This window comes from Arthrobacter sp. NQ7 (assembly GCF_029581595.2).
In the GTDB taxonomy this organism is placed as follows: Bacteria; Actinomycetota; Actinomycetes; order Actinomycetales; family Micrococcaceae; genus Arthrobacter; species Arthrobacter phenanthrenivorans_B.
Genome location: NZ_JARFXU020000001.1, coordinates 554,059 through 575,430 on the forward strand (window position 1 = coordinate 554,059; position 21,372 = coordinate 575,430).

The following is a 21,372-nucleotide window of genomic DNA, read 5'->3' on the forward strand; positions in this document are numbered from 1 at the left end:
GTCAGAAGGTGCTACTACGGGGTGCAGCTGGCAGCGACATCACCCGCGCGAGCCACGAACGTTCCTTTGCTCACCGAGCACTGAATCTGCGTGAACGTATCCTGCATGGTCCCGCCGAGCAGCGTGACGGCGGCGATGATAACGACGGCGATAAGTGCGACCATAATGCCGTATTCGACGGCTGTTGCACCTTTTTCGCTGCGAAGGCGGACGGAGAGGTTGGTGTAGAGAGAAAGCATTTTGACTCCTGAGCGAGACGGATGTGGCTGGCCCTGCACCAGCACTGAAACGAAGTTAGCAACGTTTGATGCGACGTTGACCGGATCTTGCAACATCCTGCGCAAAGGCTTTACCGAGTGCCTTTTCCCTGTGCTTTTACTGGGTTTTTCCTGTGCTTCTGGTGGATTTGGCCAGCACGGGCAGACAAAAGGACCCCCTCGGTTCTGGGTTCCGAGGGGGTCCGGCTTTTTGGAGGCGCCGCCGGGTAGGGGAGGCGCGAAGTGAATGACGGCGGGAGAGTCAGAAAGCGCCTACGAAGTTCTTCATGACATTGATGACTGCAGGGCCCATGATGACTATGAACAGGGCAGGGAGGATACAAAACATCAATGGGAAGAGAACTTTGATCGGCAGTTTCATGGCCTTCTCTTCGGCCCGTTGGCGCCGCTTGATGCGCATCTGCTTCGCTTGTGTCCGGAGTACGTTTGCGATTGCAATCCCATAGATGTCTGCCTGGACAACGGCCCGGACAAAGGCCCGCAGGTCCGGCACATCTGTCCGGGCGGCCAAGGCGAGGTAGGCGTCTCGTCGGCTCCTGCCAACCTGCATGTCCTGGAGGGTCCTCATGAGCTCAAAGGCCAGGGGGCCCTTTCCGTTTTGACCCGCCCGCGCCATCGCGATCTCGAAACCCAAGCCGGCCTCAACGGAGATCAGCATCTGGTCGAGTGTGTTTGGCAGTTCAAGTTCGATTGCTTTCTGGCGTTCAGCGCCCCTGCCGTGAATCAGGATGTCGGGCACGAAGTAGGCGAGGATGGCCGCCAGCGCTACGAACAGGCAAGCGGCGGGCGTGGGATCCTTGCTGATGATAAGGATCCCTAGCACCGCGACAAGGAGCGCCAACGCCGGCTTGGCAATCAACAGCCGCGGAAGGGGCAGTTGTGCGGGCCGGCCGGCCCTGGCAAGCAGTTTATCCAGCCATGCGACATAACCCTTCGGCGTGACCCTCAGCCCCAGTGGGACTGAGGGTTTGGCGTCCGCACTACCGGCCGTGCCGGTTCCCGGCACCCCGGCCTCTATAAGGCGGATGCCCCGGCCGAGATTGCTCCGGACTGCCGCGAATCCCCTCCTATCTACAGAAAGGAAAGACCAAGCCATAAAGGAAACCGGAAACACAATCAGGCCAATTATCAGCCAAGCCATTGCTGTCATGTCTTCCTCCTAAAACTTGATCTTCACGACGCGGCTAAGCCAGAACGACCCCACCGACAGGATGAGTACAGCCACTCCGAGCATGATCCAGCCGATGAAGCTGGTGTAAAGGGTTGAGATGTACGTCGTGTTGACGACCGACATATAAAGGAACATCCCGATGGGTAGAGCCACGAGTATGTAGGCGGAAAGCCTTCCCTCTGCGCTGAGTGCCTTGACCTGGCCTTTGATCTGGCTGCGTTCCCGGATGGTTTCCCCCACCTGGTCCAGGACTTCCGCAAGGTCTCCACCAACTTCGCGGTGGATCTCGATGGCCTGGCCCACCCACTCGAAGTCTTCGCTTCTCAGCCGGCGTGCAGCATCCAGCATCGAGTCCTTCAGGTCCCGCCCAAGCCGGTTCTCATTGACCAGCCTTGCGAACTCCTCCGAAGTTGGTGCCTCCGCCTCCTTTGACACTGCGTCTACGGAACGGAGAAGGCTGTGTCCCGCTCGGAGGCCGCCGGAGAGCATTTGCAGGGTGTCACCCAGTTGCGCTTCGAACTTTGAACGGCGCCGCGAAGAAAGCACATTCAAGACCAGCATGGCAACAAAGGGCGTTGCGACCACGAAGAGTAATGCAGCGACGAATCCCCACAAAATGAATCCAACAAAGCCGGCGGTGACAGCGCTGCAGGCAACCAGCAACAGGAAGTCTGCCTGGCGGATCTTCAGGCCTGCCTGCTCTAGGGATGCACGACTTCCAAAAGTTGCATTCTTACTGACGTTCTTTTCCAAAAACGCAGTAGCCGATTCGGCTGCCCGTGTAAGCAAACCGGGCCCGTTGGCAACTCCGGGCCTCCTGCGGGAGAGAGCGATCTCATCCCGTCTGCTTTTGAATGTAACGAGGAAGAGGACGGCCGCAGCCGACAAACAAAGTGCAACTCCGAGTGCCAGGAACACCGGGTTCGTAACGGTCACCGGAAGCCACCGCCTACTGGAGTGGTACCAAATACCGCCGGAGAAAGCGGTATGCCGAGTTCAGCGAAGTGATCCACGAAACGCGGACGTACACCGGTTGGCACTGTTCTGCCGAGGAACTTTCCGTTGGCGTCGACGCCGGCACTGTAGTCAAACACGAAGGCGTCCTGCAGTGTCACGATATCGCCTTCCATGCCCTGGACTTCGGTGACATGGGTTATGCGCCGGGAGCCATCACGAAGCCTGGAAATGTGCACAATCAGGTTCACCGCGGAGGCAATCTGCTCTCGAATGGCGCGGAGCGGAAGATCCATGCCGGCCATGAGAACCAATGTTTCAAGCCGGGAAATTGCGTCGCGCGGCGAATTGGCGTGGACGGTGGAAATGGAGCCGTCGTGGCCAGTGTTCATCGCCTGCAGCATGTCCAGCGACTCCCCTCCACGGACCTCACCGATGACAATCCGATCAGGCCGCATACGCAGGGAGTTCCGAACGAGATCGCGGATGGTGATCTCCCCTTTGCCCTCAATGTTCTGCGGGCGGCTTTCCAGCCGAACTACGTGTTCCTGCTGCAGTTGGAGCTCCACGGCATCTTCGATGGTAACGATTCGTTCGTCGGCGGGAAGGAAGGACGACAGTACGTTGAGCATGGTCGTCTTGCCTGTACCGGTGCCGCCCGAAACGATGATGTTGAGCCGTGCCCGGACACAGGCGTGGAGGAGTTCGGCGATCTCGGGAGACATGGACCCCAAAGAAATCAGGTTATTGACCGTCAGTGGCACTTGGCCGAATTTGCGGATGGTGAGGGAGGAGCCACTGACCGCCAGAGGCGGAATGATGGCGTTGACACGGGATCCATCGCTCAGGCGGGCATCCACGAGAGGTGAAGACTCGTCAATGCGCCGACCGACCTTTGTGACGATCCGCTCTATGACTTTTCGCAGATGATCCTCGTCGTTGAACCGGGAGCCCGTGATTCCGAGCTTTCCTTGCCGTTCCACATAGATCTTGTCGGGGCCGTTGACCATAATCTCGGTAATCTCGCCGTCTTTGAGGAACTTTTCGAGCGGGCCGAGCCCCAGGACGTCGTCGATAATTTCCTGGACAAGCCGGTTTCGCTCGGTGAGCGTCAGCGGGATGTCCTCTTCTTCGATGATCTTTTTGAGCTCATCCTTGACGTACTGCTGAAGCTCAGCATCGTCAATGGAAGAGTCAGTGATCCGACTGCCCATGCGCTCATACAGTGCAACACCGGCACGTTCTTTAACCGCACTAAGTGCCTCGTTGGGCTCGGTTGCATAGCTCGGCGAGGTGATGGCTCCGGTTGAAGAGGCGGCGGTAGAATTCCATGGCGCTACAGGGGCGCTGACAACGGCACCGTCATTCGGGTCGTTATTCCCCCTGGCTGCTTCCAGCCTTCGTGCCAGACTCATTGCACTACCGCCCTTCTGTGAAGCTTCTTGTGTTGTTTTTCCTTCCAATCAGGCTTGAGACGGTCCACAAGCTGGGCCAGGCCACGAGCTGCGCTGTCCCGGCTGCCGTCCTGCAGGAGCGGCACGCCTTTATTGGTGGAAAAGGGAACGGCCCTTGAGCGCGGCAGGACGATGTCCACGGGGCACCCGATAGTCGCTTCCACGTCCTGTACCGTCAGACCGCTTCTGCGGTCCGCAAAATTGAGCACAACGTGCCGGTTTTCGGGCATGAGGTTCAACTCCTCCAGGATCCGGAAACCCGTCCGCAAGCCCCGGATACTGGGAATGTCCATGCCGCATACCCACACTGCATCCGTTGCACGGTCCAACGTGGCAAGGACGTGTTCGCCAAGGCCCGGTGCCGTGTCGACCACGACATACTGGAACTCGGTAGCGAGCTGGGAGATGAGGTGTCCTACCTGCTCTCCGCTGATTTGGTCCGCCTGAGCCGGGTTTAGTGGTGCACAGAGAGCGTAGACCCCGGACTGGTGGAGTGTGAGGTAGGACTTCAAGACCATGCTGTCTTGGACTGCAGCTCCGGTGACGGCATCAGCCAAGGTGCGCTCAGGCTCCAGCATGAGGCCGGACGCAACGTCACCGAACTGGAGATCCAGGTCCACAACTACGACGCTGCTCGGTGCGACTTTCCCCAAGCCCACCGCCAGGTTGGTCGTCACAGTCGTCTTGCCAACCCCTCCTTTGGGCGACATGACCGCGACTATTCGCGTGCCTGTCGGCGCCTCCGTTACCGACGCTCCCAGTCCCCGCCGACGTCCGGCAGATGCCAGGCTGGCCCGTTCCAGCATTGCCCGTATGTCATCAACTGGTGCGCTGGGGTTGAGCAGGTCACGGATGCCGGCGCGCATGGCAGGCAGGGCCACTTCGGACCCTCCGTCGGTCACTAGAACTACGCTGATCTCCGGAAACTGGAGGTCGAAGAGACTGGCGAGCCGGATCGCGTCATCCGTTGGAAGCCCGGGCCCAAGGAGAATCACTTCCGCCGGATCCCCATTGATTGCACGAAGGATGTCTTCCGGGCTGGGAGGGAGGTAGTCGGCCTGAAGAGTCTGCAAGGCACCGTGCAGGCTGTTCGCCGCCTGCTTGGTCCGCTGGGTGAAGCTGTTGTCCTGGGTGATCAACACGAACCTGCTCATTTGATCAGCTCCACTTTCTTGATGATGCTCGGAGTGCTTTCCGTAGCTGACGCCGGCTCCTTCGTAAGCCAGAGCTTTCCGAACTCTGCGGCGAAGGCGATCTTCTGGGCATCGGCGTCGCCACGGGCGAAGGTCACCAGCAACTGGCCCGTTGGCAGCTGCGTGTTTGCCTGTTCGCTGGACGCCTGATTGCTCCCGGAGTTTTGGGTCACTGCGCGCTGGACGCTAGTGACCAAAACCTTGTGGAAGATCTGCTGTGCGGTCGCGCCATCTGGGCCATCTCCTGCGAATAGGGCTACGACACCCACGGTGTCGCCCGCCACGATCCGTCCACCGACTACCCGCTGCGCGTCGAGCTGAACCGAAATCTCCTGCATGCCGGCAGGCACTGGAACGGAACCAGGGGCTGCAAGGCTTGTGGGGTCCACGAGGCGAACTCCGAGAAGTGGTTCGCCTGGAACCAGGTCGGCGGAGGTTACTTTTCCATCGAGACCATCGAGGCTTTTCAGGGCTCCATTTGGCACTGAAGCTGACGGAAGAGAGGTGAGCTTTACTGCTGACTTGACCTGGTCCAGGGTTGAACCCTGTGGAAGCTGCTTTTCGACCACCAGAACGTCGATGGGTTGCAGGTCTGCTTGGGCCCTGGCTTCAGACCCTTGAACGTATGAGATGAGAAGCAACGTGCCGACTACGGCGAGCACGAGCGCAACGATGCCTCCCAGAAGGCGAGTTTTCAATTTAAGCCCCTAACTTGGTTCCTATTTGATGAGTGAGACACTGTCTGTGCCGAAGTCCGATCCGCCGCTGCCCCCTGTGGAGGTTGTGTACTCGACGAATTGGCCGATGATGCAGCGGTCATTTCCACCAGAACAGGCCAGGCTGGCGTTCATGCCAGGGTCGGTCGCACTGTCGCGGAATTCGTATGGGCCTGAAGAGTTTCCGAAATGCCAGCCCCAGATGCTGAACGTTGCATAACCCACGATGTGGAATACCCCCGTGTTCCCGGTGCCGGAGGCGGTGTCAAAAATAGGGAACGTGACCTTTACCGTCCCACCCGCCAAAAGCGTGTTCTTCCAGCCCTGGAGGATGGTTTCGCAAGTCGTGGGTGGGTTGTTCCCGGGGTTGCTAGTGGTGAAGTTACCGACGGACGTCACGGCCGTGCAGGGATCAGTTGATGCGTCGTCCAACCACCCCCATCCCCCCGGGATAGTGAGACCGGAAGCATTGGTGCACGAGGGTGTTCCCGGCTTCCACGTAATTTTCTGTACATCCCCGCCTGTGGGTGTCGCGGGGCCCAAGTTCCAGCAACTCTGCGAGAACGCCAGCGGGAATCCTTTGCCGCTGCTCGGGTATCCCCACTTCGCGCTCGCCGAAGCCTGGATGTCTGTTGTCGATATCCCTATAGCCTTGGCGAATTGTAGAGAGAAGTGGTTACTGCCGTCAGGCTCCTGCGCCTGCAGGGTAACGTCAATGGTTCCGGCGGTGGCGTCCGCGACGGCGCTCAAAACATTGCTGTGCGCGTCCAAAGCGTTGCCGTTCGCGTACCCGGCAGCTGCAGCGGATTGATTGGCGGCGCAAGCCGTTGGCGACTTGGAGCACTGCTTGGCGATGGCGAGAGCCGAAGCGTCGGCACCATTTTGAAGTTGCGCGTGCTCTGAGTACATGGTGGCAACGTCGATAGCGAAGGCAGACATGCCCAACAGGAACACCATGATGAGCGCGGTCATTGGGGCGACAACGCCTCGTTCCGAACCTCTTGCGCCTATGCGTTGCATCGCATGACCCCTTTGCCTTGAATGGTGAGACCGGCCGGCATTCCAGGGATTAGGTTGGGAAAGCCTGTCATCCAAGGAGTTGTGTAGCTGACGCTGACCGATACGTCATTGCCGTCCGCGCACGAGCCGGTCCCCGTGTAGGTGATGGAAATATTTGAGTCCGTCAAAGCCACTGATGGAGCTGCCGCTACACCCGCCGCCTGGGCGCTAGCCGGAGAGTAGCCGGCTTCCGAGCAATGAACGGCCGCATACCGCGAAGCCTGACGTGCCGCTTCGCTAAGGGACACCTGAATGTTGAATGCTCTGCCCATCTCAGCAATGCCAAGGACGAGCGCAAGGAAGATCGGTAGAACCAGTGCAAATTCGACAGCAACCGCGCCGGCCTCCCTCATGCCTCGAGGTCGTGGCTGGCGCTTGAGAATCGACATCATGAGTGTGACCAGGATTCTGGGAGGCCTGACTAATAGGCCAGGCGTGACGGTTGTTATGGTTCAGGACATCGGCACAGGGCCATGAGCCGCATTTTCCGATATCGGGAAAGTCGTGGTCTGTGTGCTGGAACGGGTAGGGCGGGGCGGAATCCGGTGAGCCAGTGCTCCAGGTTCCCGCCCCGCCCCTAGTCCTCCAGACTCCGCTACAGCTGGCTGGAGACCGTAGTAAAGGCGTCCTTTATCTGTCCGCCCAGCGTTGCCACGATCGCTATGATCACTGCTGCGATTAGTGCCACGAGAAGGCCATATTCCACAGCAGTCGCACCCTTTTCTGAGGTGAACCGTTCCTTGATACCTGAGATGTATGCAAGAACCGGAATCATGAGAGCTGACATTTTCCCCCCTCTTTGACAGATGTGTAAGCCTCTAGAGCTTGCTTGAGATCGTGGTGAAGGCGGTGTTGATCTGGCCGCCCAAAGTGGCGACGATTGCGACGATGACTGCGGCGATGAGGGCCACCAGGAGGCCGTATTCAACGGCAGTGGCACCCTTTTCCGAGGAGAAGCGATCCTTGACGCCGGCAACGAAAGCCATCATCGAGACCATGAGAGAAGTCATTTTATTGTCCTTAATTCGGTGAAATGAATTGATATTTTGATTTCAACGAATTTCCAGCTGCCCCCATAATTCCTAGCGGCTGGACTTCGCTAAGAAGAGATTGTCACCGTCGCCAATGACCAACAATGCGTAGTGGTACTCGACTTTTAGTGAACGAGGCAAAAGTACGTACTCGGAAGCAGTCGGCAGTACTCAGAAGTGAACGTAGAGATTTCTGCTGGCTACTTGGAGGCTGACGCGGGATAGCCTTGGTAGGGACGATGGGTTGAGGCGAAGATGACTAACTCGAGAAGAGTGCGAGGGCTGCCAAAACGCCCAGCATAGAGGGGCCGTGCGGCACTTCCGTGGCTTGTTCACGGCCCTTTCTGCGCAGGACAAGGACCGTCACCACCCCGTTGACGACAAAGCCCAGCAAGCCGCCGTAGAGGAGCTGCGCCCAGCCTAGGTACCCCAAGTAGAGGCCGACCGGTGCAGCTAGCTTTACGTCGCCCATACCGATGCCGCCCGGGGAAATAAGTCCCATAATCAGATACGCGGCAAACAAAGTAACAGCTCCGACGGCCGCTCGGACCCACTGGTCAGATTGCTTATCAAGGAGTGCAGGCAGTAAAAGCAATAAAAGACCGCCGGCGAGAAGAGTCAGCACCAGGGGATTTGGCAGTAGGTGAAGTGCTACATCAATCCGGGCCAGCTGCACCCCGATTATCGCAAGAAAGACAAAGGCAGGGAGGCTGGCTGTATTACCAAAATGCAGCGCAAAGGCGACACTTGCGACAGCGGTAAGGGCCGCCGTCGCAATTCGCATCTTTAGGCGAGGCGCTCCGCCGAGTCTAGGAAGCAGTTTCGCGATCAGCGTCTCGGCGAGGGGTGATAAAGCGCCACCTAGGAGCGCGGCGCCGATGACAAAGAAGAACATGCTGGTGGAGTCCCCGTTCACCGCTGACGACACTGCATCCCCCTGCGTAGATGAGCCGGCCAAGCCCCAGCGGCCTCCGGCTACCCCCATTTTGACCCTGGACCACCTGACGCGCTAATCTTGGTAGTCGTTGTGCGTGTCCTATTCCGATGGTGCGTGCCCGCTTGAGAATCCGGTTGCAGGATGACTACTCAACGTGCACATTCGGAACTTCAGGATGACTGGTTACATGGAGCCCTCACCTCTGTTCCGGTAGCGCGCAGACAGTAGGTGCACGAGTTAGTGACACCTAAACAAGAACGCCAGAACAAGAACGAGGCAAACACCGTGCGTACGTACACCCCGAAGCCCGGCGATATCAACCGCCAGTGGCACGTCATTGACGCCACCGACGTTGTCCTTGGTCGTCTTGCAAGCCAGACCGCAATCCTGCTGCGCGGCAAGCACAAGGCCACTTTCGCATCCCACATGGACATGGGCGACTTTGTCATCATCATCAACGCCGAGAAGGTAGCCCTGACCGGTGCCAAGCTGGAGCAGAAGCGCGCATACCGCCACTCCGGCTACCCGGGCGGCCTGACCTCCGTCAACTACGCGGAACTGCTGGAAACCAACCCGGTCCGCGCTGTTGAGAAGGCCATCAAGGGCATGCTCCCCAAGAACTCCCTGGCTGCCCAGCAGCTCGGCAAGCTGAAGGTGTACCGCGGTGCTGAGCACCCGCACGCCGCCCAGCAGCCCAAGACTTTCGAAATCACCCAGGTCGCCCAGTAGTCCTGGCCACCAAACAACTTACTTAATACAAGGAGAATCGTGGCTCAGAACGAAGAACTGACCACCGAGGCCCCCGAGGCCGAGGAAAACCTGACCAGCTACACCTCTGAGAGCTCAGCTGCTGAAGCTGCTCCCAAGAAGGAGCGCCCGGCCCTGACCGTTGCCGGCGCAGCTGTTGGCCGCCGGAAGGAAGCCGTTGCACGCGTCCGCGTTGTGCCCGGCTCCGGCAAGTGGACCATCAACGGCCGCGAGCTGGCGAACTACTTCCCGAACAAGCTGCACCAGCAGGACGTCAATGAGCCCTTCAAGATCCTTGATCTCGAAGGCGCCTACGACGTCATCGCCCGTATCCACGGTGGTGGCATTTCCGGCCAGGCGGGCGCACTGCGCCTCGGCATCGCCCGTTCCTTGAACGAGATCGACGTCGAAAACAACCGTCCGACCCTGAAGAAGGCCGGTTACCTGTCCCGCGACGCCCGTGTCATCGAGCGTAAGAAGGCTGGTCTTAAGAAGGCCCGTAAGGCTCAGCAGTACTCCAAGCGCTAAATCCGCTTGCACGGAAGCCCGTCCCGCCGTTTGGCGGGACGGGCTTTTCCGTCGTTAAGGCTGGTGCAACAGATAGAACTCGGCCCCCACACCTGGCTCAGCTGCAAAGCTGGTGCGAACCCAATCGACAATTCGTGCTGATTCTCCCTTCCCCTCTAATGTCAAGGGCGGCAAATCCTTGATGACCAAGGACCCTACCCTTCCGCCTGCAACCAGGGCCTGGAACTGTTCCAAACTGGGAAAGGGATCGGTGCCGTCGAAGCCGCCAATTGGGAGGACGCTGCGGCCCACTTCCAGTTGGTAGTTGGCGGCAGTTTCGGAGCCAATCGTGGCTGTTACCCAAGTTGCCGACGGAGGAATTTGTCGCAGGGCGTCAACAACTGCAGGCTGAGTACTGTCGCCAAACATCAGGGCAACCTGTCCGGGAATCACGTGGTCTCCCAGGTGCTGCTTGTCAGGGTGGTCGCTTCGGTAGCCCAGGATACTTGGTCCCGCTATTACCCCGGCGCCTACATGAGGGCTGAGGACGGTATTGAGGGACCATATGACAGGTCCGGTTAATAGGACGGCCATCAATCCGGCAGACGCGGCGCGGGCGACAGGCTGACGGATTCCGGGCATGAATTGCAGGGCAATTGCGACAGCCCAGAGAACGAGCAGGATGAGTGGCAGGCCCGGGAAGTCCTGGATCGAACGGAGCGCGGATACATAGGCCATGGTCATAGCTGCTACCAGTGTCAACAGCAGAAGCACCCTGCTCTTGCGAGTCCGTGACTTGAGGAGATGGCTGAGGCCTACGGCACCCAACACACAAAGCGGAGGAACGGAGGTGAGGCAGTAATACGGGTGCAGGATTCCGGACATGAAAGCCAACACAGTGGCGGATGTGACCAGCCATGTGCCAGATAACAGCAACAGTGCCCGGGTACCCCGACTCCCTTCGCGCTTCGAGATCCAAACAGCGGCCAGAGACATGCCAACGAGGGACAGGGGCAGGAACCAGCCGCATTGACCCGCGAATTGCGGCTCAAGGAAACGCTGGAATCCACCAGTAAAGTCCCCGTCGAGAGCATCAGTGGGAGTAGAGCGCACCGCGTCTTCGCCGGTCAGGCGTTGCAGGCCGTTGTACCCGAGAGCGAGTTCGAGAGCGCTGTTGGTCCGGGAGCCGCCGATGAAAGGACGGCTGGTCGGAGCAGCCAACTGCACCGCCAGCAACCACGAACCGGCCACCGCGGCAGCAGAAAGGAACGCGCAGATCAGATGCAGCAGTCGCCGCCGCCAGGTTGCGGAGGCGAAGACCACGTAGGTGATGGCGAGCGCGGGGAGGATTAGCGCAATCTGCAATTGCTTGGTGAGAAAACCTGCGCCAGCCATCGCCCCCGCCGCCGTCAAAAGCAAGGGCTGCTGCCGATCGATGGCGGTGACCGTCGCCAATGCGCAGCCAACCATTATCAGGATCAGCAGCGCATCAGGATTGTTGTAGCGGAACATCGCCGTGCTCACGGGGGTGACCGCCATGAATGTTGCCGCCAGGAGTCCCGTGTAGACCCCGGCGTATCTGCGGACCAGGACGTAAAGCAGGTACACAGTGAGGACTCCCATAAGCGCCTGCGGCAGGAGGATGCTCCAACTGTTGAGTCCAAACAGGCGAACTGACAGGGCCATGACCCATATGCTGAGCGGTGGCTTGTCCACGGTAATCGCGTTGGCGGGATCTGAAGAGCCGTAAAAGAAGGCCATCCAATCCTGTGCCCCGGACATGACGGCGGCTGAGTAATAGGAGTTTGCCCAACCGTTGATATCCAGGCCCCAGCAGTACAAGATGGCTGTCAGCCCAAGCAGTAACAACAGGGCGGGCCGTTCCCACCGGGTAGCGCCAGCGGTTAAGACGCCGATGATACGCGCTCTTTCCCTGAGAACGTGCGGCGGGGAAGGCAAGAGGTCGTTCAGGGTCTGCGTCACGGAGGGCCTCACCTGGCGGCGTTTCCTGCCGTGAGCAGAGCCCGGCGTGCAGGAGGGCGGTCGATCTGAGTGCGGAAAACCCAGAGCCGCAGGAGGACAAACCTCATCAAAGTGGCGAAGACGTTCGCCGCGGTCAGCACCAGAAGCTCTACGTTGGGCGTAGCATCCGCGTGCAGCGAGTGGAGTACCACCAATGACGACGACGTAAGGGTCCACGCCAGGAGAAAAACTATTAAGCCTTGGAACTGATGAGTGAACACCTTCTCCGGTCCGCTGATGCCAAACGTGAACCGCCTGTTGGCTGTCGTGTTTCCTATGGCGGTCAGCATCAGCGCCAGGAAGTTGGCTTCCTGGGACCCGAAGAGCCCCTGCATCATGAGGTAGAGCAGCGCGAAGGCCAAGGTGGAAGCAACCCCGACGAGACCAAACCGGAGGACCTGGCCAAAGAAGCTTGGCCGGCTTAGGGGCGCGAGCGGCCGACGTCCCAGCTCCGCGTAAATCGCCTGAACGGGTATGACACCCTTCAGGAGCGATCCGGCAACCCGGACCATCCCCTTCAGGTCATCCACGGCTGTCTGCTTGATATCCACCCGGCTGTCCGGATCATCGACCCAGTCGACGGGAATCTCGTGAATGCGAAGGCCGGAACGCTCAGCAATTATTAGAAGCTCGGTGTCAAAAAACCAGCAATTGTCCTGAACATGGGGAAGCAACCGCTTTGCCACAGCGGCTCGAATGGCTTTGAACCCGCACTGGGCGTCAGAGAACCTCACCTGCATGGTGCGGCGCAGTAGGAAATTGTAGGACCTGGAGATGAATTCCCGTTTGGGGCCCCGACTCACCCGTGAGCTTTGGCCTAAACGCGTGCCGATTGAAATATCAGAATGCCCGGACAGCAAGGGAGCCACTAAAGGTGGAAGCGCCGCCAGATCTGTCGAAAGGTCGACGTCCAGGTAGGCCAGGACCTTGGCATCTGAAGCAGACCAGGCATCTCTTAGCGCGTGCCCGCGTCCTTTGACCTCGAGACGCCGATACTCCACGTTCGGAATGTGTCCGCTAAGGCGGGCGGCAATCACCGGTGTCCGATCGGTGCTTGCATTATCGGCGATGGTAATTTTCCACGTCGACGGCATTTCATTCGTCAGATATTCGGCGAGCCTTGTGATGCTGCGTTCCAGTACCGCTTCTTCGTTGTATACCGGTACTACAATTTCGAGCGCCAAGCCCCCATCGCTAGGTGTCATGCATGGATCGTAGGGGCCGATAAATAGGCGTGGCGAGCCTTTTGGGCAAAGACAGGTAGCCACGAAAAAAAGCAAGTAGTCCCAGTATTTGTGCCCGGCGGCGGGCAGGTACCCAACAGGTAGAACCGGCACATGGACGCCGCCTACGCAGGTCCTCCTGCGCCCCATCCTCTACACTTGACCGGTGTCTAGATTATTTGGAACTGATGGTGTCCGGGGACTGGCCAACGGCCTGCTGACAGCAGAACTGGCCCTGCAGCTGGCCCAGGCGGCCGCCGTCGTGCTCGGTCATGACCGCAACTCCAACGGCTCCCGGCCCCGCGCCGTGCTGGCCCGTGACCCGCGGGCCAGTGGTGAATTCATCGCCGCCGCCGTCGAGGCCGGCCTTTCCAGCTCAGGCATCGACGTCTATGACGCGGGGGTCCTGCCCACTCCCGCCGCCGCGTACCTGGTGGCGGACCTGGACGCCGACTTCGGCGTCATGATCTCTGCTTCCCACAACCCGGCGCCGGACAACGGCATCAAGTTCTTCGCGCGCGGCGGCCAGAAGCTGCCGGACGAGGTGGAGGACGCCATCGAAGCCCAGATGGGCAAGGAAGCCGTGCGCCCCACGGGCGCCGACGTAGGCCGTATCCAGCGCTTCTCGGACGCCGAGGACCGCTACATCGTCCACCTGCTCCGCACCCTCCCGCACCGCCTCGACGGACTCACCGTGGTCCTTGACTGCGCCAACGGAGCCGCCAGCGGCTGCTCGCCCCAGCTCTTCAAGGACGCCGGCGCTGACGTCATCGTTATCGGCGCCGATCCGGACGGCCTGAACATCAATGACGGCGTCGGCTCCACCCACCTCGGCCCGCTCAAGGAAGCCGTGGTCAAGAACGGCGCCAACCTGGGCATCGCCCACGACGGCGACGCCGACCGCTGCCTCGCCGTGGACCACGAAGGCAACGAAGTGGACGGCGACCAGATCATGGCCATCCTGGCCATCGCCCTGCAAAAGTCCGGCAAGCTCAAAGACGACGTCCTGGTGGCCACCGTCATGAGCAACCTCGGCCTCAAGATCGCCCTCCGCAACGCCGGCATCACCATCGTCGAAACCGCCGTGGGGGACCGCTACGTCCTGGAAGGCATGCGCGACGGCGGCTACAACCTCGGCGGCGAACAGTCCGGCCACGTCATCTTCGCCGACCACGCAACCACCGGCGACGGCCTCCTCACCGGCCTGCAGCTCGCAGCGCAGGTAGCCCTGACCGGCAAGCCGCTCAAGGAGCTGGCCACCGTCATGACCAAGCTCCCACAGGTGCTGATCAACGTTAAGGGCGTGGACCGGAGCCGCGTAGGCAGCAGCGACGTCCTCGCCCAGGCCGTGGCGGCGGCGGAAGCGGCACTCGGGGAAACCGGCCGCGTCCTGCTCCGCCCCTCCGGCACCGAGCCTGTGGTCCGGGTGATGGTGGAAGCCGCGGACGAAGACACCGCGCAATCCATCGCCGAACACCTGGCCCAGGTGGTCCGGACAGAGCTCGCGCTGGAACTGGCCTCCAACTAGCAGCAAACAAAAGTGGCCCGCCTCCAACAGGAGGCGGGCCACTGGCGGTTGAACAGGCGGCCTAAACGCGGTCCTTCAGCGCATCCCGGATCTCGGTCAGCAGCGCAACCTGCGGATCCTCGGCGGCATCCTTCTTGACGTCCTTGTTGATCCCCAGCCGGCGGTTGCGGCGCTCGATCATCATGTTCATGGGCATTACCACCACGAAGTAGATGGCGGCCGCGATCAACAGGAAGTTCACCACCGCCGTCAGCAGCACCCCGAACTCGATGGCGTTCCCGTTCAGCTCCACGCGCGCAAAGCTGTCAAAGTTGGGTGCGCCCACCAGGCCGGAGACGAACGGCATGAGCACCTTGTTCACCAGCGCCGTGACAACGGCTCCGAAGGCAGTACCCATGACAACAGCCACGGCAAGGTCAACGACGTTGCCCTTCATGATGAAGTTCTTGAATCCACTAAGCATGGAAACCAACCTAGCGCACCCGTGTTACAGGTATGTTGGCGCCGCTTCGAGGCCGAAGTATTCCTCCAGTGTGGCAATGCCGCGGTTCAGCATGTCCGTCGCGGCTTCCACGCCCACGAACCGCAGGTGCCACGGCTCGTAGAAATACCCCGTGATGGGGTGCAGCATCCACTGGTACCGCACCACGAACCCAAACCGGTGCCCGTTGGCCTTCGCCCACGCCGCTGACGGCTGGTCCGCGAAACACGGCTGGAAGCTGCAGGCGCCGCCGCCGTCCGCGATGTCGAACGCCCACCCCGTCTGGTGCTCCGAATGGCCCGGGCGCGCGCTGGCTGTGTCGGCGTCGGCCTGCCCGCGGGCGGCGACGTACCCGTTGTAGGTGGTCACCTGGGTGGTGTACGAGCGGTAGCCGCTGGCCAGGACCATCTCCACGCCGTCCCGCACCGCCGCAGCGAACATCGCCTCGGCGGCGGCCGCCGTCGTGCTGTTCAGCAGGGCAGCCTCGCCGGCCGCGGAAATGGCGACGGCGGGGCGCACCAAATCGGCCGGCACATAGTCTGCTGGCTTCAGCGGCCGGTGCTTGTTCACGATGACCCACTGGCTGGCCGGGTCGTCAAGCGAAAACTGCCGCGCCAGGGTTGCCGAGGGGGACGGTGTGGGGGACGGCACCTCAGGCGGCTGGCCCACCGTGGCCGCTTCCGCGGTCGGGCCTGCTGGGACGGTGGCGGCTGCGGGGGAGGGGGACGCGGAAGGAGCAGCGGACGACGGCGCCACGGCCTTGGGTGCCTCCGGCGTGCAGCCAGCCAGGACAGTCAGCCCGGCCCCCGCTGCAAGGAAGCGGGCGAAGCTGCGCCGGCTCGGGGAACCGCAGTGGTAGCACACCTGTGCTACACCTTCCGGAGCAGCATGCGGCGGATGGAATGGTCGGCCTCTTTGGTCAGCACCAGCTGCGCCCGGCCCCGGGTGGGCAGCACATTCTCCTCCAGGTTGGGCTCATTGATCCGCTTCCAGATGTCCCGTGCGGTGCTCTCCGCCTCATCATCCGAGAGGGTGGCGTAGCGGTGGAAGTAGGACTCCGGCTGCGCGAACGCCGTGCTCCGCAGCTTCCGGAACCGGTCCACGTACCACTCCTCGATGTAGGAGGTCTTGGCGTCGACGTAGATGGAGAAGTCGAAGAAGTCGCTCAGCGCCAGGCCCTGCCGGCCGTCATGCCGCGGCCGGGCCGGGGCCAGCACGTTCAGGCCCTCCACGATCAGCACGTCCGGGCGGCGGACCACCACTTCCTTGCCGGGCACGATGTCGTAGGTGACGTGGGAGTACCACGGTGCGCGCACTTCCTCGGCACCGCCCTTGATCTCGCTCACGAAACGCAGCAGCGCGCGGCGATCGTAGGACTCAGGGAAACCCTTCCGGTCCAGCAGCTGCCGCCGCTTCAGCTCGGCCAGCGGATAGAGGAAACCGTCCGTGGTGATGAGCTCCACATTGGGGGTGCCCGGCCAGCGGCGGAGCATTTCCCGCAGGACACGGGCGATGGTGGACTTGCCCACCGCAACAGACCCGGCGACGCCGATCACGAACGGGGTGCGCTGGGTCTGCTCGCCCAGGAACGTGGTGGTGGCCGCATGCAGCTGCCCGGCCGCCTCGACGTACAGGTGCAGGAGCCGGGACAGCGGCAGGTAGACATCCCTGACTTCCTTGATGTCCAAGGGGTCGCCAAGCCCGCGAAGGCGCAGCACATCCTCTTCATTAAGGGGCTGTTCCATCTGGGCTGCGAGCCGGGACCAGGTATGCCGGTCCAGCTCCACGAACGGCGAGGCACCCTCCCCGTTCGCTTCATTGCGTTGCGAAGTCACGCTAAAGATTCTGCCCCGCTCCCGGCACATCGCGAAATGACGCCCCTGCTCAGCGCGGCGGCACCCGTCACGGACGCCCCGCCGGCAGCCCCACACGCCGGCCGGCCGGTTTAGAGCAACCGGCCCGCTGCCGATAGTCTTGTGGCTATGTGTGGAATCGTGGGATACGTAGGCCGTTCGACTGACGGTGCAATTAACGGTCACAGTGCGCTGGACGTTGTCCTTGAGGGGCTGCGCCGCCTGGAGTACCGCGGTTATGACTCTGCCGGTGTGGCGGTGGTGTCCCAGGGGACCATCGAGTCGCGGAAGAAGTCCGGGAAGCTGAGCAACCTGATTGGTGAGCTCGAGGCGCGCCCGCTTCCTGAGGCAGTGACCGGCATCGGCCACACCCGCTGGGCCACGCACGGCGGCCCGACGGACCGCAACGCCCACCCGCACCTGGCCGACGGCGGCAAGCTCGCCGTGATCCACAACGGCATCATTGAAAACTTTGCCGAGCTCAAGCTTGAGCTGCTGGAAAAGGGCGTGACCTTCCTGTCCGAGACGGACACTGAAGTTGCTGCCGCGCTGCTGGCTGACATCCTGCGGAACAAGCTGGGCGGTGACCCGGCCAACGGCGGCCTGACCCACGCGATGGAGCTGGCCTGCCAGCGCCTCGAGGGCGCCTTCACCCTGCTGGCGGTCCACGCGGACCAGCCCGACGTCGTCGTGGCCGCCCGCCGCAACTCCCCGCTGGTGGTGGGCCTGGGCGAGGGCGAGAACTTCCTGGGCTCGGACGTGTCCGGGTTCATCGACTACACCCGCCGCGCCGTGGAGCTGGGCCAGGACCAGATCGTCACCATCACCGCGGACTCGGTGGAGATCACCGATTTCTACGGCAACCCGGCCCAGGGCAAGGAATACCACGTTGACTGGGACCCGGCCTCGGCGGAAAAGGGCGGCTTCTCCTCGTTCATGGAGAAGGAAATCCATGACCAGCCCGACGCCGTGGCGCAGACCCTGCTGGGCCGGTCGGACATCAAGGGCAAGCTGACCCTGGATGAGCTGCGGATCGATCCCGAGCTGCTGAAGCAGGTCAACAAGATCATCGTGCTGGCCTGCGGCACGGCCGCCTACGCCGGCATGGTGGCCAAGTACGCCATCGAGAACTGGTGCCGGATCCCCACGGAGGTGGAGCTGGCGCACGAGTTCCGCTACCGCGACCCGATCCTGGACGAGAAGACCCTGGTGGTGTCCATCAGCCAGTCCGGCGAGACCATGGACACCCTGATGGCCGTCCGGTACGCCCGCGAGCAGGGCGCCAAGACCATCTCCATCTGCAACACCAACGGCTCGACCATCCCGCGTGAATCCGACGCCGTGCTCTACACGCACGCCGGCCCGGAAATCGCGGTGGCGTCCACCAAGGCGTTCCTGGCCCAGATCACCGCCGCGTACCTGCTGGGCCTGTACCTGGCACAGCTGCGCGGGAACATCTTCTCCGGCCAGATCAAGGACGTCCTGGCGGACCTGAACAAGATCCCCGCCAAAATCCAGACCATCCTGGACAACGCCGGGCCGCTGCGCGAACTGGCCCGGTCCATGGCGGACGAAAAGTCCGTGCTGTACCTGGGCCGGCACGTGGGCTTCCCCGTAGCCCTGGAAGGTGCGCTGAAGCTCAAGGAGATCGCGTACATCCACGCCGAAGGCTTTGCCGCCGGTGAGCTCAAGCACGGCCCCATCGCGCTGATCGACGAAGGCCAGCCGGTGTTCGTGGTGGTCCCGTCCCCACGCGGGCGCGACTCGCTGCACTCCAAGGTGGTCTCCAACATCCAGGAAGTCCGCGCCCGCGGCGCCCGGACCCTGGTCATCGCCGAGGAAGGCGACGAAGCTGTCAAGGCCTACGCCGAGTACGTCTTCTACGTCCCGGAAACCCCCACCCTGCTCATGCCCCTGCTGACCACCGTGCCGCTGCAGATCTTCGCCGCGGAACTGGCAGCAGCCAAGGGCTACGACGTGGACCAGCCCCGCAACCTCGCCAAGAGCGTCACCGTCGAATAGCTAGTCAGGCATTGACAAAGGAAGCCCCGGGCCTGGATGAACTCGTCCTGGATGGCGCGGGGCTTTCCGCTTTAACGCTGCTGTGCCAGAAACAACACGCATTTGCGCTGATGGCGGACAACGGCAAGATCCGCCTGAAACCGGGGTGGAAGCCTCCTTGTAGCCGGAAGCCCCACCGTAGAATGAACCGCATGATCGTTGGCATTGGGGTAGACGTAGTTGACATCGAGCGGTTCGGCCGCCAGCTGGAGCGGACGCCGGGCCTGAGGGACCGGCTCTTCGTGCCCGCGGAACGGGAACTGAATACCCGCTCCCTGGCTGCCCGCTTTGCCGCCAAGGAAGCCGTGGCCAAGGTGCTGGGTGCCCCCGCCGGCATGAACTGGCAGGACTGCTGGATCGGCCTGGACCACAACGGGCCCACCGTCCAGGTCAAGGGGACGGTCCTTGCGGTTGCAGAGGCCAAGGGCGTCAAGCGGTGGCACCTGTCCATCAGCCACGACGGCGGCATCGCCACCGCCACGGTCCTGGCCGAAGGCTGACCCGGCGGCCGCATGATCAGCGCCTACACCGGAACGCAGGTCCGCACAGCCGAAGAACCGCTCCTCGCCGACGGGCTCGGGGACGTGCTCATGCAGCGCGCCGCGCACGGGCTGGCCACCGCCGTCGTCCATGAACTCACTGCCCGCGGAACCCGTCTGAACGGTGCCCGCGTGGTGGTGCTGGCCGGCAAGGGCAACAACGGCGGCGACGGCCTGTACGCGGGCGCCTTCCTCGCTGGCCGCGGCATGCGTACGACGGCGGTACTCACCGGCGATGCCGCCCATCCGGCCGGCCTGGCCGCATTTGAGCGGGCCGGCGGGCGGGTCCACAGGCTCACGGACGCGGCACGTCCGGAACTGGTGGCGGAAACGGCCCGGGCCGACGTCGTCATTGACGCCGTGCTGGGGACCGGTGCCAAGGGCGGGCTGCGGGGGAGTGCCGCCGGCCTGGTCGAGGCGGTGAGCGACGCGGACAGGCGCGGCGTGGTGGTGGCCTGCGACCTTCCCAGCGGCGTCGATGCCGATACGGGCGAGGCCAGCGCCCCGGTCCTGCCGGCTGACGTGACCGTCACGTTTGGTGGAGCGAAAGCCGGGCTCCTGGCCGACCCCGGCGCGGACTACGCCGGGCGGGTCCTGGTGGTGCCGATCGGGATCGAGGAGCACCTGCCGCAGGCGCCGCTGCGCCGGCTGGAGGACGCCGACCTGGCGCACCTCTTGCCCCGCCCGCAGCGCCGTGCGCAAAAATACTCCCGCGGCGTGCTGGGCGTTGTGGCCGGTTCCGAGGACTACCCGGGTGCAGCCGTCCTGGCCTGCCGTGGCGCGCTTGCCGCCGGAGTTGGCATGGTCCGGTACCTGGGCCCGTCCTCGGTGGCAGACCTGGTCCGGCAGTCCTGCCCCGAGGTGGTCTGCAGCACGGGAAGTGTGGCCGACAACCGCGTCCAGACCTGGCTGGTGGGCTCAGGCATGGGACCGCAGGACCACGAACAGCTGGCCCGCGCACGGGACGCCATTGATTCCGGCCTTCCGGTAGTGGCCGACGCCGGCGCGCTGCCGGCACTTCCCGACACGCTTGCCCCGCACGTGGTGCTGACGCCGCACGCCGGCGAGCTCGCATCGCTCTTCCAGCGGCTGGGCGGCGGCGAGGACCGGGAAGCCGTGGAAGCCGCCACGCTCGGCGCCGTCCGCCAGGCGGCCGCCCGCACGGGCGCAACCGTCCTCCTGAAGGGGGCCACCACCCTCGTGGCCGCGCCCTCGGGCAGCACCTTCAGCCAGGCGGACGGGACGCCGTGGCTCGCCACGGCCGGCAGCGGCGACGTCCTGGCCGGCGTCATCGGAGCGCTGCTCGCCCAGGCCGGGCCCGACGGCGGCCGCTTCAGTGCAGTGGGTGCCGGCGCGGACGCGCGGTGGGCCGCCCTGGCCGCGCTGGGTGCCGCCTTGCACGGCCGGGCCGGGAGGGCGGCGTCGGAGGCAGTTTTTGGCGGACCGATCGCCGCTGGCGGAATTGCGGATGCCCTACCCGAAGTTTGGGGTAAAGTCAGCATGCTTAGTAACTATGGAGCGCGGAAACGTAATAGTCACAGCCAACCACTACGGTAGGCATTAGTTCGCACCAGCAGCAGGGGCGTCCCGATGCCCTCTGCTGCTGACCAATAAATGA

22 protein-coding genes are annotated in these 21,372 nt (G+C 62.5%); 6 read left to right on the forward strand and 16 right to left on the reverse strand.

Going from position 1 to position 21,372, the window contains the following annotated elements:
- Positions 1-14 precede the first annotated feature (14 nt).
- The 11 genes from PUN71_RS02695 to PUN71_RS02745 all read right to left on the reverse strand — a co-directional run bounded on the left by PUN71_RS02695 (position 15) and on the right by PUN71_RS02745 (position 8,751).
- Positions 15-239 (reverse strand): Flp family type IVb pilin, encoded by a 225-nt coding sequence (locus tag PUN71_RS02695; RefSeq protein ID WP_277797254.1) that lies wholly within the window; start codon positions 237-239, stop codon positions 15-17.
- A gap of 280 nt (positions 240-519) precedes the next feature.
- The gene (locus tag PUN71_RS02700; RefSeq protein ID WP_277797255.1) at positions 520-1,428 is read right to left on the reverse strand and encodes a type II secretion system F family protein; all 909 of its coding nucleotides are present in this window, start codon (positions 1,426-1,428) and stop codon (positions 520-522) included.
- 9 nt (positions 1,429-1,437) lie between these two features.
- Positions 1,438-2,385, reverse strand: coding sequence for a type II secretion system F family protein (locus PUN71_RS02705; protein WP_277797256.1), 948 nt, complete (start codon positions 2,383-2,385; stop codon positions 1,438-1,440).
- Positions 2,382-3,818, reverse strand: a complete 1,437-nt coding sequence (locus PUN71_RS02710; protein ID WP_277797257.1) for a TadA family conjugal transfer-associated ATPase — start codon at positions 3,816-3,818, stop codon at positions 2,382-2,384. The genes PUN71_RS02705 and PUN71_RS02710 overlap by 4 nt, the downstream gene beginning before the upstream one ends.
- Positions 3,815-5,011 carry a CpaE/TadZ family protein gene (locus PUN71_RS02715; RefSeq protein WP_277797258.1) on the reverse strand — a complete coding sequence of 399 codons (1,197 nt, stop codon included), beginning with the start codon at positions 5,009-5,011 and terminating at the stop codon, positions 3,815-3,817. The genes PUN71_RS02710 and PUN71_RS02715 overlap by 4 nt, the downstream gene beginning before the upstream one ends.
- Entirely contained in the window at positions 5,008-5,748 is a 741-nt protein-coding gene (gene cpaB / locus PUN71_RS02720; RefSeq protein ID WP_277797259.1) for a Flp pilus assembly protein CpaB, read from the reverse strand. The genes PUN71_RS02715 and cpaB overlap by 4 nt, the downstream gene beginning before the upstream one ends.
- Positions 5,749-5,769: 21 nt before the next feature.
- Positions 5,770-6,786 carry a TadE/TadG family type IV pilus assembly protein gene (locus PUN71_RS02725; protein ID WP_277797260.1) on the reverse strand — a complete coding sequence of 339 codons (1,017 nt, stop codon included), beginning with the start codon at positions 6,784-6,786 and terminating at the stop codon, positions 5,770-5,772.
- On the reverse strand, positions 6,774-7,217 hold the full coding sequence (locus PUN71_RS02730) for a TadE/TadG family type IV pilus assembly protein (RefSeq protein ID WP_349361797.1): 444 nt from the start codon (positions 7,215-7,217) through the stop codon (positions 6,774-6,776). The genes PUN71_RS02725 and PUN71_RS02730 overlap by 13 nt, the downstream gene beginning before the upstream one ends.
- Positions 7,218-7,420: 203 nt before the next feature.
- Positions 7,421-7,612 (reverse strand): Flp family type IVb pilin, encoded by a 192-nt coding sequence (locus PUN71_RS02735; RefSeq protein WP_277797261.1) that lies wholly within the window; start codon positions 7,610-7,612, stop codon positions 7,421-7,423.
- 31 nt (positions 7,613-7,643) lie between these two features.
- On the reverse strand, positions 7,644-7,835 hold the full coding sequence (locus tag PUN71_RS02740; protein WP_277797262.1) for a Flp family type IVb pilin: 192 nt from the start codon (positions 7,833-7,835) through the stop codon (positions 7,644-7,646).
- Between the two features lie 280 nt (positions 7,836-8,115).
- Positions 8,116-8,751, reverse strand: a complete 636-nt coding sequence (locus PUN71_RS02745; RefSeq protein ID WP_277797263.1) for a prepilin peptidase — start codon at positions 8,749-8,751, stop codon at positions 8,116-8,118.
- Between the two features lie 327 nt (positions 8,752-9,078).
- Between PUN71_RS02745 and rplM the strand changes: the two genes are divergently transcribed.
- Both rplM and rpsI read left to right on the forward strand, forming a co-directional pair.
- A complete protein-coding gene (rplM, locus tag PUN71_RS02750) occupies positions 9,079-9,522 on the forward strand; it encodes a 50S ribosomal protein L13 (protein WP_043454696.1) in 444 nt (147 codons plus the stop codon).
- A gap of 39 nt (positions 9,523-9,561) precedes the next feature.
- Positions 9,562-10,068: a 30S ribosomal protein S9 gene (gene rpsI / locus PUN71_RS02755; RefSeq protein ID WP_043454698.1), complete on the forward strand. Its 507-nt coding sequence runs from the start codon at positions 9,562-9,564 to the stop codon at positions 10,066-10,068.
- 54 nt (positions 10,069-10,122) lie between these two features.
- Here rpsI and PUN71_RS02760 read toward each other — a convergent pair whose 3' ends face one another.
- Both PUN71_RS02760 and PUN71_RS02765 read right to left on the reverse strand, forming a co-directional pair.
- Entirely contained in the window at positions 10,123-12,030 is a 1,908-nt protein-coding gene (locus PUN71_RS02760; RefSeq protein WP_277797264.1) for an ArnT family glycosyltransferase, read from the reverse strand.
- 8 nt (positions 12,031-12,038) lie between these two features.
- A complete protein-coding gene (locus PUN71_RS02765; protein WP_277797265.1) occupies positions 12,039-13,274 on the reverse strand; it encodes a bifunctional glycosyltransferase family 2/GtrA family protein in 1,236 nt (411 codons plus the stop codon).
- A 184-nt stretch (positions 13,275-13,458) separates the two neighbouring features.
- On the opposite strand from PUN71_RS02765, the gene glmM reads away from it, so the two are divergent.
- Positions 13,459-14,820 carry a phosphoglucosamine mutase gene (glmM, locus tag PUN71_RS02770; protein ID WP_277797266.1) on the forward strand — a complete coding sequence of 454 codons (1,362 nt, stop codon included), beginning with the start codon at positions 13,459-13,461 and terminating at the stop codon, positions 14,818-14,820.
- Positions 14,821-14,881: 61 nt separating this feature from the next.
- Here glmM and mscL read toward each other — a convergent pair whose 3' ends face one another.
- The 3 genes from mscL to coaA are packed head-to-tail and all read right to left on the reverse strand — an operon-like array spanning position 14,882 to position 17,166.
- A complete protein-coding gene (gene mscL, locus PUN71_RS02775) occupies positions 14,882-15,283 on the reverse strand; it encodes a large conductance mechanosensitive channel protein MscL (RefSeq protein WP_043454711.1) in 402 nt (133 codons plus the stop codon).
- A gap of 24 nt (positions 15,284-15,307) precedes the next feature.
- Entirely contained in the window at positions 15,308-16,165 is an 858-nt protein-coding gene (locus PUN71_RS02780) for a M15 family metallopeptidase (protein ID WP_277797267.1), read from the reverse strand.
- 5 nt (positions 16,166-16,170) lie between these two features.
- The gene (gene coaA, locus PUN71_RS02785; RefSeq protein WP_277797268.1) at positions 16,171-17,166 is read right to left on the reverse strand and encodes a type I pantothenate kinase; all 996 of its coding nucleotides are present in this window, start codon (positions 17,164-17,166) and stop codon (positions 16,171-16,173) included.
- A gap of 117 nt (positions 17,167-17,283) precedes the next feature.
- On the opposite strand from coaA, the gene glmS reads away from it, so the two are divergent.
- The 3 genes from glmS to PUN71_RS02800 all read left to right on the forward strand — a co-directional run bounded on the left by glmS (position 17,284) and on the right by PUN71_RS02800 (position 21,311).
- Positions 17,284-19,176, forward strand: coding sequence for a glutamine--fructose-6-phosphate transaminase (isomerizing) (gene glmS, locus PUN71_RS02790; protein ID WP_277797269.1), 1,893 nt, complete (start codon positions 17,284-17,286; stop codon positions 19,174-19,176).
- Between the two features lie 191 nt (positions 19,177-19,367).
- Positions 19,368-19,715, forward strand: a complete 348-nt coding sequence (locus tag PUN71_RS02795) for a holo-ACP synthase (RefSeq protein WP_013601780.1) — start codon at positions 19,368-19,370, stop codon at positions 19,713-19,715.
- Positions 19,716-19,727: 12 nt separating this feature from the next.
- Positions 19,728-21,311 (forward strand): NAD(P)H-hydrate dehydratase, encoded by a 1,584-nt coding sequence (locus tag PUN71_RS02800; RefSeq protein WP_277797270.1) that lies wholly within the window; start codon positions 19,728-19,730, stop codon positions 21,309-21,311.
- The last annotated feature ends 61 nt before the right edge of the window (positions 21,312-21,372 follow it).

Coding starts and splice junctions, on each gene's coding strand:
- PUN71_RS02695 (WP_277797254.1), bottom strand. CDS start 239: ATGCTTTCTCTCTACACCAACCTCTCCGTCCGCCTTCGCAGCGAAAAA.
- PUN71_RS02700 (WP_277797255.1), bottom strand. CDS start 1,428: ATGACAGCAATGGCTTGGCTGATAATTGGCCTGATTGTGTTTCCGGTT.
- PUN71_RS02710 (WP_277797257.1), bottom strand. CDS start 3,818: ATGAGTCTGGCACGAAGGCTGGAAGCAGCCAGGGGGAATAACGACCCG.
- PUN71_RS02715 (WP_277797258.1), bottom strand. CDS start 5,011: ATGAGCAGGTTCGTGTTGATCACCCAGGACAACAGCTTCACCCAGCGG.
- PUN71_RS02725 (WP_277797260.1), bottom strand. CDS start 6,786: ATGCAACGCATAGGCGCAAGAGGTTCGGAACGAGGCGTTGTCGCCCCA.
- PUN71_RS02730 (WP_349361797.1), bottom strand. CDS start 7,217: ATGATGTCGATTCTCAAGCGCCAGCCACGACCTCGAGGCATGAGGGAG.
- PUN71_RS02735 (WP_277797261.1), bottom strand. CDS start 7,612: ATGTCAGCTCTCATGATTCCGGTTCTTGCATACATCTCAGGTATCAAG.
- PUN71_RS02740 (WP_277797262.1), bottom strand. CDS start 7,835: ATGACTTCTCTCATGGTCTCGATGATGGCTTTCGTTGCCGGCGTCAAG.
- PUN71_RS02745 (WP_277797263.1), bottom strand. CDS start 8,751: ATGTTCTTCTTTGTCATCGGCGCCGCGCTCCTAGGTGGCGCTTTATCA.
- PUN71_RS02765 (WP_277797265.1), bottom strand. CDS start 13,274: ATGACACCTAGCGATGGGGGCTTGGCGCTCGAAATTGTAGTACCGGTA.
- mscL (WP_043454711.1), bottom strand. CDS start 15,283: ATGCTTAGTGGATTCAAGAACTTCATCATGAAGGGCAACGTCGTTGAC.
- coaA (WP_277797268.1), bottom strand. CDS start 17,166: ATGTGCCGGGAGCGGGGCAGAATCTTTAGCGTGACTTCGCAACGCAAT.
- glmS (WP_277797269.1), top strand. CDS start 17,284: ATGTGTGGAATCGTGGGATACGTAGGCCGTTCGACTGACGGTGCAATT.
- PUN71_RS02795 (WP_013601780.1), top strand. CDS start 19,368: ATGATCGTTGGCATTGGGGTAGACGTAGTTGACATCGAGCGGTTCGGC.
- PUN71_RS02800 (WP_277797270.1), top strand. CDS start 19,728: ATGATCAGCGCCTACACCGGAACGCAGGTCCGCACAGCCGAAGAACCG.